The following is a 13881-nucleotide window of genomic DNA, read 5'->3' on the forward strand; positions in this document are numbered from 1 at the left end:
AGCGCCGTCCGCACCGGGCAGAATGGTTTGATGGCACTCCCCTTGATCACGCTCCCCCTGGTTGAACTGCATCTGCACATTGAAGGCACTCTCGAGCCGGAACTGATCTTCGATCTCGCCGCGCGCAACGAGGTGACGCTCCCCTGGGCTTCCCTCGACGAGTTGCGCGCCCAGTACGAGTTCGCCGACCTCAGCTCATTCCTCGACCTCTACTACCGCAACCTCGATGTGGTGCGGCAACGCGTCGACTTCGCCGATCTCACCCGCGCCTACCTCAAACGTGCCGCAGCGGGTGGGGTGCGCCACGCTGAGATCTTCTTCGACCCGCAGGCGCACACGAGCCGCGGCATCCCATTGGCGATCGCACTCGGCGGCGTGCATGATGCGCTGGCGAATTCGGTGGCCGAGTTCGGGCTCAGCACCAAACTGATCGTGACGTTTCTGCGCGACCGCCCGGCATCCGAGGCGCTCGAGATTCTGCAGCAGATCCTGGCGGGCGATGTGTCCATCGATGGAATCGGACTCGACTCGGCGGAGGTCGGCTATCCGCCGTCGCTGTTCATCGAGGTGTTCTCGCTGGCCCGTGCGAACGGCCTGCACCTCGTCGCCCACGCCGGTGAGGAAGGCCCGCCCGCCTACGTCTGGGAAGCCCTTGACCTGCTGCAGGTCGAACGCGTCGACCACGGCATCCGCAGCCTCGAAGACGATGCGCTCGTCGAACGTCTGGTCGCCGACCGCATCCCGCTCACCGTCTGCCCGCTGTCGAACGTGCGCCTGCGCGTCATCGACACTCTGGCCGACCACCCGCTGCTCGGCATGCTCGAGCGGGGGCTGCTCGTCACGATCAATTCCGACGACCCGGCCTACTTCGGTGGGTACGTCGACGACAACGTTGCGGCGTTGACGGCCGAGTTCGCTCTGGATGCCGCCCAGCTCGCTCTGCTGGCCCGCAACGGAATCGAGGCCTCGTTTCTCGCTGCCGCCGAGAAGGCCGTTCTGAACGCTGAGGTCGACGTCTGGTTGCAGTCGCAATCTCGTTGATCGGGCAATTTCGTTGGTCGAGGAGCACGCGACGTAGGAGCGCGCGTCTATGAGGCATATGGGCCATTTCGTTGGTCGAGGAGCGCCCGACGGAGTCGGCCGCGTCTCGAGACCACGCGAGCCGATCTCCGGACTTGGGTCGCGTATGAGGGTCGGCTCACGAGGTCTCGAGACGGCCGCGGGCGGCCTCCTCGACCAACGAAACGGGCATTTTCGTCTTCGCCGGGGGTGGCGCATTTGCTGCATCGTGATTCGATGGCACAGATGCTCACCGCGAGCGGGAAGTTCACTATGAAATTGGAGACCACTATGGCTGACAACGATGGAATGTTCCTCTACATCGGCACGTACCCGAGCGAAGATGCCGCCCGCGCCGACTACGACGTCGTCAAGGATCTGCATTCTGCTGGTGCCGTCGGCACCTACGATGCGGCAGTGATCACGAAGAGCGCGGACGGCAAGGTGCATGTCAACAAAGATGAGATGGCGACAAGGCACGGCGGGTGGGGTGGCGCTGCCGCCGGCGCCGTGGTGGGCCTTCTCTTTCCTCCGGCCATTATCGGCACCGCGATCGTCGGCGGTGCGATCGGCGCGGCGAGTGGCCACCTCTGGCGCGGTGTCTCCCGTTCCGATGTCAAGGAGCTCGGCGATCTTATCGATGCCGGCGAGGCTGCATTGCTCGTTGTCGGTGCCAGCACCGTCGAAGAGGCGATCGACAAAGCAGAGCTCAAGGCTGAGAAGCACGTCATCAAGCAACTCACCAAGGTGAAGAAGTCCGAGTTCGACGAGGTGGTCAAGGCAGCCGCAGGCGAAGTCAGCTGACGCAACTCACCGAACGTTGGATGGGACCGCAATGGCCCGGTTTCAGAGGAATCTGGCCGGGCCATTCCCGATTCCGGGCGTTCTGTCATCCGTGGACAGGGGTGCAAGCAGGTCAGGTGAGAGGCTTCGCGTGCCCCATATACTCCATCGATTGCTGCGACGAATTGACCATGGATCGGTATCGTCCACCGGCGCGTGCGCGCGGGTCGCGGGGCGGCAGGTAGGCCGCGCGGAGTGACGCCGATATGCCCTGAGCGGTTTGCCTCAACATCACCAGGTGGCGGCCCGGATCGACCTCGTCGTTGCTCACGACCACGCTCAGGGCGGCGACCACGAGGCCGTCTACGCCGGTGACAGCAACCGCGAGGCCTCGCGCCTGAGGATGAATGAGCCCGCTCGCGACGACATGGCCGCTCTCACGCACCTCGGCGAGAACCCGCCGCAGCTGGTCACCCGAGCTGATCGAATTCGCAGTGAAGCACGTGAGGCCTCGCTCGATGACGTCCTCGACGAGGTCCTCGCTCGACTGAGCGAGCAGCAGGAGCCCACTTGACGACGCATAGAGCGGGTGGCGCCCGCCGATGATCGTGAGGTTGACCACGGCATCACGGGTCGAAAGCCGCTCGAGAAAGAGCACCTCATGGCCATCCAATACCCCGAGTTGCGTGTGCTGGCGTACCCGCGCGTGGAGCTCTTGCATGTACGGCATGGCCGTCTCCCGCAGCCCCAGCGCTCCCGGCGTGCGGCAGGCTAATTCCCACAGGCGAACCCCCAGTCGGTACTTCTTGTCAGCCCTGCGCTCGACGAGTCCATGCTGTGCGAGCTCAACGAGAATGCGTTGCGTCGTCGTCACAGGCGTCCCGGTTCGTTGCGCGACCTGCGAAAGCGTGAGAAATGGCGAATCGATGTCGAAAGCCGAGAGAACCCGCATCGCCCTGCTCAATGAGGACTGCCCGCTCGATGCCTTTGCCATGCTTTGCGTCCTCCCGCCCCGACGATGTGGATGAGGCCCGGCTCGGTCGGATGCCAGCGGGCCGTCTTCAGACAGTATCCCTTTCAAAGGAAAGTCTGCTAGCTCCAGATTGCCCTCGGCTCATACGCTGGCCCGGCGGTCCGACCCTGGACCCGCTGGAAGAAGGGGGCGATGGTGACAGCACCTTTGCCGGTCGGCACGGAATCGAATGATCCCGAGCGGCCAAGCACACCGCGGCAGGATGTCCTGTGCGTTCGCGAAACCGTCACAGCCGCTGACGGGGTTGTGCGAATCACCCTCGCGCGCCCCGATGGGGCGCGCCTTCCGGATTGGTCTCCGGGAGCGCATATCGACATTCTGCTTCCCAACGGTCTCACGCGACAATATTCGCTGTGCGGTGATCGATGGGATGCACATCGCTTCACGATCGGTGTTCTTCGGGAACCACAGAGTCGAGGAGGGTCCCGCTTCATTCACGAGCAGCTCGCGGTTGGCGATGTGGTTGGCTTCGGTGGACCCCGCAACAACTTCCGTCTGGACCCGGCCCCGAGCTACCTGTTCGTTGCAGGAGGAATCGGGATCACCCCGCTTCTCCCGATGATGGATCAGGCCAGCCGGGTGGGCGCCGACTGGTCCCTTCTCTATGTTGGACGCTCGCGACGCACCATGGGATTCCTGAACGAGCTGGAGCGCTTCCGAACTCACGTGAGCGTCGTGGCCACCGACGAGTCGGGGCGGCCGGATCTGATCGACCTGCTGTCCCAGACGACGGGCTCAAAGATCTATGCCTGCGGCCCCGAATCACTGCTCGGTGCGATCCGCGCGGCGACCTCCGAGCAGCCGGCCGGATGGGTACGCATGGAGAGATTCAGCTCGTCAACGCTGATCGCATCTGCGCGCAGCGATTTCGATGTTGAACTCGCGCGTTCGGGACGGGTTGTCAGGGTCTCGCAAGACACGACCATCGTGGAGGCGCTCCGCCGGGCGGGAACCGACATCCTCACGTCGTGTGGAGAGGGCATCTGTGGCACCTGTGAGACATCGGTGCTGAGCGGAGCGATCGACCATAGGGATTCGCTGCTCGACGATGAGGAGCGCCGCCTGGGAACATGCATGTTCCCCTGTGTTTCCCGTTCGCTGGGCGACCGCCTGGTACTCGACCTGTAACCGTGACGCTCTGCCACTGTGACACCCCGACGATGAGGAAGACCGAATGATCCACGCACCAACGACCCCAGATCCCTTCGGCCGTGCCGTTCTGGAGAACCCCCAGCCTTTCCACGAGTGGCTCCGTGAGACCGCTCCCGTCGTGTATCTGGAGCAGTACGGTGTGTATGCAATGGGGCGATACGCCGACGTTCATGCGGCGCTCGTCGACTGGCAGAATTTCGAGTCGTCGTCGGGCGTGGGCATCAGCAACTTTCGCAAGGAGGCGCCGTGGCGTCAGCCCAGTGTGCTGCTCGAGGCCGACCCACCCCACCACGATGCACCGAGGGGCGTGCTTGCCAAGATTCTCAGTGCACGCGAGCTCGGGCGGCTGCGGGCCCAGTGGGTGGCCGACGCCGATGAGCTCGTCGATTCTTTGCTCAGCCGCGGCACCGAATTCGACGCGGTTCCCGAGCTCGCCGAGGCCTTTCCGCTCAGAGTTTTTCCGGACGCGGTGGGCATCAGCGGAGAGGGGCGCGAGAACCTCCTGCCCTACGGTGATCACCTCTTCAACACCTTCGGTCCCCACAACTGGTTGACAGCGAAGGGTGAACCCCACATCGCCGAGAGCTCGAGGTGGGTAGCCGAACAGTGCTCACACGAGGCATTGTCTTCGGAAGGGTTCGGCGCGCGGATCTGGGCGGCCGCAGACCGGGGCGAAATCACTGCCGCTCAGGCCCCTCTCATGGTTCGATCCCTGCTTTCGGCAGGCGTCGACACGACGGTGATCGGTCTCTCCGCCATTCTCAACGCATTCGCGACACATCCCGAGCAGTGGCAGAGGCTGCGCCACGAGCCGGCGCTCGCCCGCGCGGCATTCGACGAGGCAATACGGCTCGAGTCACCCGTGCAAACGTTCTTCCGAACGGCGACACGCGACATCGTGCTCGGCGAGACGGTGATTCCGGAGGGCGAGAAGATTCTCATGTTCCTGGCATCCGCCAACCGAGATCCGCGTCGGTGGACGGACCCCCACTCATTTGACATCACGCGAGACCCCTCTGGCCATGTCGGTTTTGGCATGGGAATTCACCAGTGTGTAGGCCAGCATGTCGCGCGTCTCGAGGCATCGATCCTGCTCGCTGCGCTCGCACGACGCATCTCGGCGATCGAACCGGCAGGCTCCGCCGTGCGGCACCTCAACAACACTCTCCGCGGATTCGATTCGATCCCCGTCTCGGTCACCGTCGCGTGACGGCGAACACGCAGCACCTGTACTGGGGCATTCATGCCGGGTTCGTACGCTACGTGGAGTCGCTGGCCGACGGCGCCGTGACAACCAACGGTGCCTTCCGAACCGAGCCGGGTGACTTTGCCTTCGATGTCTCCGAGTTTCGCGGCGACGAGATCCGCGCATCGGGGGGCGTGCACTTCGTCGGGCACGGTGGAGCAATCGACTTCGAGCTGCGGGACCCATGGATTCGGCGCGAGGGCGCAACGCATCTCCTCACCTGTGGGGCCGGTGACGCTGACGACGGCGATTGGAGAATTCCGTTCGCCGTCGTCGACGCGTCAGCACTGTTTCGGGGTGAGCCGGCCGAAGCACTGCTGACCGAGGAGGGTTCAGACGTCTTCTTCGGCCGCTATCTGCCGGGTGCGCGTCTGGATCCCGTGCTGCTGCTTCCATCATCGCCACTCGCGTAGTCGATGGTGAACTGAGGGAGGATGAGATCGGACCGAACACGGGCGAACCGCACGGCGACGCGTTTGCCTACCTCGGCTTGAGGCCACTGGCCGGGCAACAGATTGGACGTCAGCACCATCGCGCCATCCGTGCCATCAACGCGCACGTGAATGATGGGGAGCGGGAGCAGGTGGGCGAATGCGGCATCGAGCGACCGTCGCACCGTGACGGCACCGACGATCGTCCCTGTGCCAGCGAGTTCCTCCCACACCGGTTCGCGCGCGTGACATGACGGGCAGTGCGCGCGAGGCGGCCAGCGCCACTCACCGCAGGCGCCGCACCGTTGCCCCACAAGCACTCGGCGTTGACACGCCTCCCAGAACGGCGTGCTGTCGACATCCGGTCGGCTTGGAGCGCGAAGAATATTCACGAGTCCCTCCTCAGAATGAGAGCGCTGTCGCCCGACTCGCTCACGACGAGGCCGAACTCCGGGTCTCGTACCTGGCGACAATAGCGACGATCATGATCGTGACTCCCGTCACAGAAGTCGTCACGCACACCGGTACCCCGCAGCTGCTGCACCGCTTCGACGACATGCCCGAGCCCCGCTGTGGTGCCTTCCGACAGATGCCCGCCGTGCGTGTTCACCGGTATCGGGCCGTCCAGGGCGAAATCGCCTTGGCGAAGCCGGTCGGGGCTGGTACCCGGTTCGCATAAGCCGAATTGCTCGATGTGCATCAATGCGACACCGGTGAACGGGTCGTAGACCTCCGCAAGATCAATATCCGACGGTTTCACTCCGGCCAGTCGATAGAGTTCCGGCGCGAGCGCTGAAGCGTTCATCTCCCAGTGAGCGGCGGCGTTGCGACGACGCACTGGCGCTCCGGTGGTCCCTCCTGCCACTGCTCGGATCGTCACCGAGGATGGCCCCTTGCGGGCGTCTTTGGTTGCAGACACCACCACCGCCACCGCACCGTCGTTCCAGATGCTGCAGTCGAGAAGGCGAAACGGTTCCACGATCCACGGCGATTCTTGATGGTCTGTCACGGTGATCCGCTCTGTCATCAGTGCCTTTCGGTTCAGGGAAGCGTTGCCGCGCTGAAGTACTGAAAGTGGGGCCAGGTCCGCGTTCTGCAGTCCATGCTCCTGCATCCAGGCGCTGACGTGCGGCCCGTAGATCGTGGCGGGATGCTGCGCACCGAACGGTTCGTTCCACTGCCTCTGACCGGAGTGCCAGGTATCGAGCCCGGGAAGGAACATCGGTTCCGACCGCGCATTGGCCGCCCGATAGACGAGCACGTGTTTGCACACTCCGGAGTACACGGCCATCGCTGCTGCCCCGATCGCCGCAGCGGCCCACGCACCGCCACTGCTGTCACAGAACGACATCCGACAGGAGATGAGCCCGAGGGCCTCCGCCATCTGCGCCGGAGCAGGGGTGTCGCGCATGCCCCAGTAGTAGGTGACGAGACCGTCGATATCGGTCGGCTTCAACCCTGCATCGCTGATGGCGTCGAGTGATGCGTCGACGGCAAGACTCAGCACGCTTTCGCCGCTCTTCTTCGTCATCCGGGTCCAGCCAACCCCGGTGATCGCCGTGCGGTCCATCATCCTGTTCGTGCTCATCGTTCCTCCAAGAGACCCGGCGCGGGCCAGCCGACCCGCGCCGGGGGTGAATCAGCTGGCGAGGTTGTATGCGATCCAGCCGGGGAATCCGGCGATCTGCTCCGCGGTGAGCGGCTGCTTGGCGGCGACGCGCTCCGCGATCCGCTCCTGCACGCGTGCGGCAGATTGCTCCAGTCGGCGGTGCAGTGCCGGTACGTCGACTCCGACGAGTCGCCCGTCGCGCTTGACGATGCGCCCGCCGACGATGACGGTGTCGATGCTTCCCGGGTAGGTCTGCAGCACAAGCTGACCGACGGCGTCGTTGACAGGGCGCGAACCGATATTCTTTCCGCTGACAACGATGACGTCCGCCTGCTTGCCCGGCGTGAGACTCCCCGTGCGGTGTCCGAGACCGAGCGCCTCTGCCCCGTTGATCGTTCCCCAGCGCAGGGCGTCGTCGGGATGGATCGTCATCCCATAGACATCCCGGCCCTGCAGGAGGGTGGCTTCTGCGTCGTTCCAGCGGGCGAAGCTCAGGGCGATGCGCAGCTGGGTGAAGATGTCGCCACCGCCCAACGACACGACGTCGGCACCGATCGTGGGCTTGAGACCGTGCGCGAGTGTCTGTGCGATTGCGATGCGCCCCATTCCCATATTGAGCTCGCTCTCGGGGGTGGTCGAGATCTTGACCCCCGCGTCACCGGCGATGCGCCAGTCGTCGTCGCTGAAAGTCGTCGCGTGCACGAGAATGAGCTTCTCGTCGAGCACGCCGGCGGCGGCAAGTTCCTTGAGTCCGGTGGGAAACGTCTGCCCGGTGGCGATGTGCGACGACGAGATCGCACCATATTCGTCCGCTACACGTTTCTGTGCCGCATTGAACGAGACGGGGGCAAGTCCGATCTCGGATAGCGAAGCCCCCAGGGTGATCAGGCCGGGCGACTGGAATCGCTCTTTCGCGAAACGCGCGAAGTCGGCGATGCGATCGAAGTAAGGGGGCGCGAAGATCTCGGCCTGCCCGAAGCTGTAGCCGAAGACGCCGCGAATGCCGGATCTGCTCAGGCCGTCCATGCCGGCGTCGGCGTGTTCTGGACTGTTGTTGACATGGGAGTAGTCGAAGATGCTGGTGACGCCGGCGTCCAGGGCTTCGAGTGCGCCGACGTAGGTACCGAGTTCGACGTCTTCGGCCGAGTATGACGGCACGGAGTCGACCCAGAATCCGTTGATGTACTCCTGGAGTGCGATTTTCGTGGCGACGCCTCTGAGTTGTGCCTGCCAGGTGTGTCGGTGGGTGTCGATGGTTCCTGGCGCGATGATGCCGCCCTCCGCGTGCACGATTTCTGCATCGCTCACGCCGAGGTTTGGACCGACCGCCACGATGATGCCGTCCTCGATGAGCACTTCGCCATCCGGAATCACTCCGAGGTCGTCGTCGACGGTGACAACGTGGCCACCGCGAACGAGAATGCGCGATCGGCTCATGCCGACACCGCCGGCTGTGAAATGGTGCGGGCGTCAGGGGTCATGGGGGGCATCGTGGCCTCTATCCTCAGGCTTCGTTGACAAGGTGCTTGAACACTACATTGCATTTGCAATGTTGTCACCTGCATACTTGCACCATGACCTCCGTAATTGTGCTCGTCGGCAATCCGAAGCCTCACTCTCGAACACGCGCCGTCTGCGCTGCGATCGCCTCGCGGGTGGCGGCAGCGATTCCGGATGCGACGGTCACGGAGATCGACCTGATCGACCATGCCGAGATTCTCTTCACCTGGCCGAACGCGACACTCGCCGCGCTCGCGACCGAGGTGGCGAACTGCGACATCCTCATCGTCGGCTCTCCGACGTACAAAGGGAGCTATACGGGCGTACTCAAAGCTTTTCTCGACCGCTACCCCAAAGACGGCCTCCGCGAGTCTGTCGCGGTGCCCGTGATGACCGCATCCGAACCCAACCATCAACTCGGAGTCGAAGTGCACCTGCGTTCACTACTCGTCGAACTCGGCGCCTCCGCGCCCTCCGAATCAGTGTTCTTCATGATGCCGAATATGCCGAAGATGGACGACATCCTCGACGAGTGGGCGGCGCGGAACGTGCCTCTCGTCCTCGCCGCGGCCGCAGCCCGCTCGTCGACCCGCGGCCGTTCGTGAATTACTCCGACACAGGGCTGGCGCAAACCGCGCGGACGAGCTAACGTTGCATTTGCGATGGTGTAAGACACCCTCCGTCCTCCGCGACACAACAACGTGGAATGACTCGTCAGCAATGTGAGAGCCGAGTCCTCCGTGTGTCGCGTGATGATCATTGATCGCTCCGGCAGCCGGACTCGGCGAGAGTCTATGCAAAGGAGCATTCAATGCAACATCCAACCCACCACGCCCCGGCGAGCACATCGTGAGCGCGGTCATTGTCGGGAATCCTAAGCCCGAATCCCGCACGCTCGATGCGGCACTGCAGGTGCACAAGGCGCTGACAGGCACCGACGCCACCGACATCATCGACCTCGCCACCTTCGGACCCGGCCTGCTCGGCTGGGGAGACCCCCAAGTGGCGGATGCCGTCAGCCGGGTGCAGGCCGCGGACGTCGTCGTCGTGGCCAGCCCCACCTTCAAGGCGACCTATAGCGGATTGCTCAAGCTCTTCCTCGACCAGTTCTCCACCGGTGACGGGATGCGCGACGTTGTTGCCGTTCCGCTCATGCTCGGCGCAGGCCCCGGCCATGCCCTCGCTCCCGACCTGCTTCTCAAGCCGGTTCTGGTCGAACTCGGAGCCACCACGCCCGCCCCCGGCCTCTACCTCCGCGATTCGTCATATTCCGACGACGGCGTGCTCGAGGCGTACGCCGAACGCTGGGGCGACGTCATTGCCCGGGTACGACGCACGGAGGTGGCACGATGAGCGCGACACTCCTGGAGAGCCAGTCGTTCGAGCGAGCGACGTTTACTCCGCAGCTGCTTCGCTCCGCATTCGGATGCTTCCCATCCGGGGTTGTCGCCGTCTGCGCTGAGGTCGATGGGGTGTCTGAAGTGCTCATCGCGAGCAGCTTCGTCACGGTGTCGCTCGAGCCGCCTCTCGTCGCGATCTTTCCCCAGACCACGTCGCAGACCTGGCCGCGGCTCGCACGGGCCGAACGACTCGGGGTGAGCATCCTGAGCGAACAGCAGGCGGGTCTGGCCCGCTCGATGTCGGCGCGCACTGGCGACCGATTCGCCGACGCGAACGTCACGCGGAGCGACGGCGGAGCGCTCCTCGTCGATGGAGCGAGCGTCTGGATGGAGGTCAGCCTTGAGTCGTCTAGTCCCGCCGGCGATCACGAGTTCGTGCTGCTCGGAATCGAGCGCGTGACAGTGCACGAGGCCGAACCGACCGTGTTCCACTCGAGCAAATTCCGTCAGCTGATCGACCTGCACAGCTGACCGGACAGCGCACAGAAGAAGAAAGAAGAAGGGGGCTCCGGATCACGGAGTCCCCTTCTTCTTTCTTCACACTCGTTCTTCGTGGTGCGATCATCGTCACGCCAACGGCATCACACCTCCACCGCAGCCGGCGACGACAGCGGGTACTCGCGACGGATCGACCACTCCTGCTCCGGCTCATAGCCGTAGATCCACCCGAGGCCGAGCGGAGTATCCCCCGTTTTTTCTCGCTCCTGGAAGACCTCTTGCCGTTTCTCCCAATCGCCGGCGTGCACGAGCTTGCTGTTTGCCAGCGACTGCCGTTGCACCGCGTGGGCGCGCGGGATGCGCACATGCCGGAACCCCTCAAGGCCGTCTTCCGGATCAGCGCGATGCGTGTCGAGCCACCGGGCCAGCACGTAGGCGTCTTCGAAGGATTGCGCCGCGCCTTGACCGGCGTTCGGAAGCATCGGATGCGCGGCGTCACCGATGAGCTGAACGCGCCCGCGCCCCCAGTTCTCGGTCGGCTTTCGACCGAAGAGCCCCCATTTCGAACACTGCGTGATGGAGTCGAGAATGGACTGAAGTTCGGGGGTGGCGTTCGGAAAACTCTTCCGCATCTCGTCGGGATCTCCCCCGATCGACCAGCCCTCTTCGAGCCAGCCGTCGGCATCCGCCTGCGTCGTGATGTTGATGAAGTTGGTGCCGCGCAGGTAATACGTCATCAGGTGGCTGCCCTTGCCGATCCAGCCGTAGAAGCCGTGCTTGCCCAGAAACCCCTCCGGAAACGCATCGCCGTCGATGAGCGCACGCCACACCATCTGCCCGGTGAACTCGGGCTCGTCCTCCCCGTAGAGAACCTCACGCACCCGGGAGTGGATGCCGTCGGCGCCAATGACCACGTCCGCGGTGTGAACCGTGCCGCTGGCGAAGGTGAGGGTGACTCCCTCTGGTCCCTCATCGAGTCCGACCAGGCGCTCCCCCAGGTGTACCCGCTCGGGATCCACCGCGCCGGCAAGCACTCCGATCAGGTCAGCCCGATGAAACGTGTAGTAGGGGGCGCCGTAGCGGCTGGTGCTGTGACCCGGCTCCACGAACAGCGTCTCGGCGAGCTGGTCGCCCGTGTACATCGACCGTTGCAGATGCCCGGTGACGACGTTTCCCACCTCGGCGATCTGTTCCCCCAGTCCGATTCCGATGAGCGCCTTGGCCGCTTGGGGGCTGATGTTGATTCCGGCTCCCACCTCCCCGAGCTGGCGAGCCTGCTCAAAGACCTGCACGTCGAAGCCATACTTCAGCAGCCCCACGGCCGACGCGAGTCCCGCAAGACCACCGCCGATCACCGCGACGGTCGGGCTCTTCGTCGTCTGATTCATCTCTTGTCTCATTTCTTGTTCAGTCAGCACGGCGCGACGAGTGGGGTCGCGGATCGTCATCTCGTTTGGGGCACTCGCACACGTACGCGATTGCGGAGCGGAGCGAATCCCGGGATCTCAACCTCGACGAGGTCGCCCTCGGCGAGCTGTTCGCCTCGGCCAGCCCCTGTACCGGCCGGGGTTCCCGTTGCGATGACGTCACCGGGTTCGAGGGTCCAATGGGAGCTGGCAGCGGCGATCACCTCTGCGATACCCGTGATCAGGTTCGCCGTCGTCCCGTCCTGTTTGATCTCGCCGTTGACGATGCAACGCACGGCGAGCGCCCCTGGATCCTCGACCAGCCACGACGGAGTCATCGCGCCGAGCGGTGCGAAGGTGTCGAGCCCCTTCGATGTCGACCAGTCGAAACCGAACGGCGGTGCGATCGAGACCTCGCGGCGAAGCAGGGCCCGCGCAGTGACGTCGTTGAAACAGGCATACCCTGCGACATGCTCCAACGCTTCATCGAGAGGAATGTCGCGTCCGCCACGACCGATCACGACTGCGAGCTCGGCCTCCCAATCGACCCGGAACGCGGGATCGTCGGGAATGACGATGTCGTCACCGTCACCGATGAGCGTGGTGGTGGGAGCCTTGAGAAAGAAGTAGGGCTGCCATCCCTCCGGCACGGTGTCGACCCCCATCTCCGCAAGATGGTCGCGGTAGTTGGCTCCGACGCACAGGAGCTTGCGGGGAAATCGGATCGGCAGAAGCTCCTCGCCCTCCACGACGATGAGGCCGGCCGGATCGAGGTTGTGCAGACGGGGAGCCAGAGCCTCCCAATCGTCGAGCGCAGCGGCAAGCCCCTGGTAGGGGCGGAGTTCCTCAGGAACGACGAGGCGGCCGTCGGAGCGACGCACCGCTGCGGCAAGAGAATCGGCAGCCGCTCCCGCGGGTCGATACGTGGTCAGACTCCAGGAATCCTGCATGGTGTGGCTTCTTTCATGAGAGTGAAGTGCCCCGTTGGGAGGGCACGATGAGAGGGCATGTTGAGAGGGAGCGATTGAGCTTTTCGGTTCCCGATCTCAGGGCGAGCTCAGGTCGTCGACCCGCACGCCCACTGCCCGGCGCACGAGGTGGGCATAGGCGGCGCGCATCGATGACGCCGGCCAGATCTCGGCCCGTTTGCTGGCCACCTCAGCGTCGGATGTCCACACCCGGATGGGTCCCGATGCCATCGCACGCAGCTGGGTCGCGCACGCACGCTCCAAAAGCACCGCGTGCATGACGGCGTGGGCGACATCGACGCCGACCGCGACGAGACCGTGGCCGGGGATCAGACATCCGTTCTCGTCGCCGACCGCCTCTGCGAGTGAGATTCCCAGCTCGGGAGTGCTGATGAGGTTCGCCGTGCGCGTGAACCGCCGCACGTCGTCGCCCAGAAAGGGCGTGGCGGCGTGGCTGATCGCCCGCAGAGGAACCCCGAGCGACGCGAACGCCACCGCCGCCTCTGCGTGCGAGTGCACGGTCGCTCCGATGTCGGGGCGCTGTCGCATCAGTTCTGTGTGAATGGGCACCTCCAGGTGCCGCTTCCCCGTTCCCACGAGCACCTCGCCGTCGAAGGAGACCAGCACGACTCGGTCAGATGTCAGATCTTCCATCCCCCACCCGGATGCCTTCGACCACACCCCTCGCCCGTGCGGGTCACGGATGGCGATGTGCCCCCAAATCAGGTCAGACTGGCCGGTTGCCGCGAGCGCACGGTGCGCTCCGACAACCTGGGCAATCATCGCGTCGTCGGACATCTCTCTCCCTCTGTCGTTCGTTCTGGTGCTGTCGTTGGTTCTGGTGCTGTCGTTGGTT

The 13881-nt window shown here is 64.4% G+C and carries 15 protein-coding genes; 8 read left to right on the top strand and 7 right to left on the bottom strand.

What is annotated here, in order from left to right; all coding sequences use genetic code 11:
- Nucleotides 1-30: 30 nt before the first annotated feature.
- Complete coding sequence (locus ABD791_RS16905; RefSeq protein ID WP_345068837.1) at nucleotides 31-1041, top strand: adenosine deaminase; 1011 nt, start codon at nucleotides 31-33, stop codon at nucleotides 1039-1041.
- A 309-nt stretch (nucleotides 1042-1350) separates the two neighbouring features.
- Nucleotides 1351-1863 carry a DUF1269 domain-containing protein gene (locus ABD791_RS16910; RefSeq protein ID WP_345068839.1) on the top strand — a complete coding sequence of 171 codons (513 nt, stop codon included), beginning with the start codon at nucleotides 1351-1353 and terminating at the stop codon, nucleotides 1861-1863.
- A 112-nt stretch (nucleotides 1864-1975) separates the two neighbouring features.
- Here ABD791_RS16910 and ABD791_RS16915 read toward each other — a convergent pair whose 3' ends face one another.
- Nucleotides 1976-2836, bottom strand: coding sequence for an IclR family transcriptional regulator (locus ABD791_RS16915; protein ID WP_345068841.1), 861 nt, complete (start codon nucleotides 2834-2836; stop codon nucleotides 1976-1978).
- A 498-nt stretch (nucleotides 2837-3334) separates the two neighbouring features.
- On the opposite strand from ABD791_RS16915, the gene ABD791_RS16920 reads away from it, so the two are divergent.
- The 3 genes from ABD791_RS16920 to ABD791_RS16930 are packed head-to-tail and all read left to right on the top strand — an operon-like array spanning nucleotide 3335 to nucleotide 5686.
- Nucleotides 3335-4003, top strand: coding sequence for a flavin reductase family protein (locus tag ABD791_RS16920; protein ID WP_345068843.1), 669 nt, complete (start codon nucleotides 3335-3337; stop codon nucleotides 4001-4003).
- Nucleotides 4004-4049: 46 nt separating this feature from the next.
- Entirely contained in the window at nucleotides 4050-5237 is a 1188-nt protein-coding gene (locus tag ABD791_RS16925; protein ID WP_345068845.1) for a cytochrome P450, read from the top strand.
- Nucleotides 5234-5686 carry an HtaA domain-containing protein gene (locus ABD791_RS16930; protein WP_345068847.1) on the top strand — a complete coding sequence of 151 codons (453 nt, stop codon included), beginning with the start codon at nucleotides 5234-5236 and terminating at the stop codon, nucleotides 5684-5686. Before ABD791_RS16925 ends, ABD791_RS16930 begins: the two co-directional genes overlap by 4 nt.
- Here the strand turns inward: ABD791_RS16930 and ABD791_RS21285 are convergent.
- Genes ABD791_RS21285 through ABD791_RS16940 form a run of 3 tightly spaced genes read right to left on the bottom strand, consistent with a single transcriptional unit; the run spans nucleotide 5626 to nucleotide 8750 of the window.
- Nucleotides 5626-6096 carry a Zn-ribbon domain-containing OB-fold protein gene (locus ABD791_RS21285; RefSeq protein WP_425562265.1) on the bottom strand — a complete coding sequence of 157 codons (471 nt, stop codon included), beginning with the start codon at nucleotides 6094-6096 and terminating at the stop codon, nucleotides 5626-5628. The genes ABD791_RS16930 and ABD791_RS21285 overlap by 61 nt on opposite strands.
- Nucleotides 6093-7292 (bottom strand): thiolase family protein, encoded by a 1200-nt coding sequence (locus ABD791_RS16935; RefSeq protein WP_345068849.1) that lies wholly within the window; start codon nucleotides 7290-7292, stop codon nucleotides 6093-6095. The genes ABD791_RS21285 and ABD791_RS16935 overlap by 4 nt, the downstream gene beginning before the upstream one ends.
- Before the next feature lie 51 nt (nucleotides 7293-7343).
- The gene (locus ABD791_RS16940) at nucleotides 7344-8750 is read right to left on the bottom strand and encodes an amidohydrolase family protein (protein ID WP_345068851.1); all 1407 of its coding nucleotides are present in this window, start codon (nucleotides 8748-8750) and stop codon (nucleotides 7344-7346) included.
- Nucleotides 8751-8887: 137 nt separating this feature from the next.
- On the opposite strand from ABD791_RS16940, the gene ABD791_RS16945 reads away from it, so the two are divergent.
- From ABD791_RS16945 to ABD791_RS16955, 3 genes are all read left to right on the top strand, one after another.
- Nucleotides 8888-9418, top strand: a complete 531-nt coding sequence (locus tag ABD791_RS16945; RefSeq protein ID WP_345068853.1) for an NADPH-dependent FMN reductase — start codon at nucleotides 8888-8890, stop codon at nucleotides 9416-9418.
- Nucleotides 9419-9662: 244 nt separating this feature from the next.
- Nucleotides 9663-10166 carry an NADPH-dependent FMN reductase gene (locus tag ABD791_RS16950; protein ID WP_345068855.1) on the top strand — a complete coding sequence of 168 codons (504 nt, stop codon included), beginning with the start codon at nucleotides 9663-9665 and terminating at the stop codon, nucleotides 10164-10166.
- Nucleotides 10163-10684, top strand: a complete 522-nt coding sequence (locus ABD791_RS16955; protein ID WP_345068857.1) for a flavin reductase family protein — start codon at nucleotides 10163-10165, stop codon at nucleotides 10682-10684. Before ABD791_RS16950 ends, ABD791_RS16955 begins: the two co-directional genes overlap by 4 nt.
- A gap of 110 nt (nucleotides 10685-10794) precedes the next feature.
- On the opposite strand, the gene ABD791_RS16960 is transcribed toward ABD791_RS16955, so the two are convergent.
- The 3 genes from ABD791_RS16960 to ABD791_RS16970 form a co-directional block, all read right to left on the bottom strand.
- Nucleotides 10795-12039, bottom strand: coding sequence for an FAD-dependent monooxygenase (locus ABD791_RS16960; protein ID WP_345068859.1), 1245 nt, complete (start codon nucleotides 12037-12039; stop codon nucleotides 10795-10797).
- 56 nt (nucleotides 12040-12095) lie between these two features.
- The gene (locus ABD791_RS16965) at nucleotides 12096-13007 is read right to left on the bottom strand and encodes a fumarylacetoacetate hydrolase family protein (protein WP_345068861.1); all 912 of its coding nucleotides are present in this window, start codon (nucleotides 13005-13007) and stop codon (nucleotides 12096-12098) included.
- Between the two features lie 96 nt (nucleotides 13008-13103).
- Entirely contained in the window at nucleotides 13104-13823 is a 720-nt protein-coding gene (locus ABD791_RS16970) for a class II aldolase/adducin family protein (protein WP_345068863.1), read from the bottom strand.
- Nucleotides 13824-13881: the final 58 nt, after the last annotated feature.

It is taken from the genome of Glaciibacter kafniensis (genome assembly GCF_039538945.1).
In the GTDB taxonomy this organism is placed as follows: Bacteria; Actinomycetota; Actinomycetes; order Actinomycetales; family Microbacteriaceae; genus Cryobacterium; species Cryobacterium kafniensis.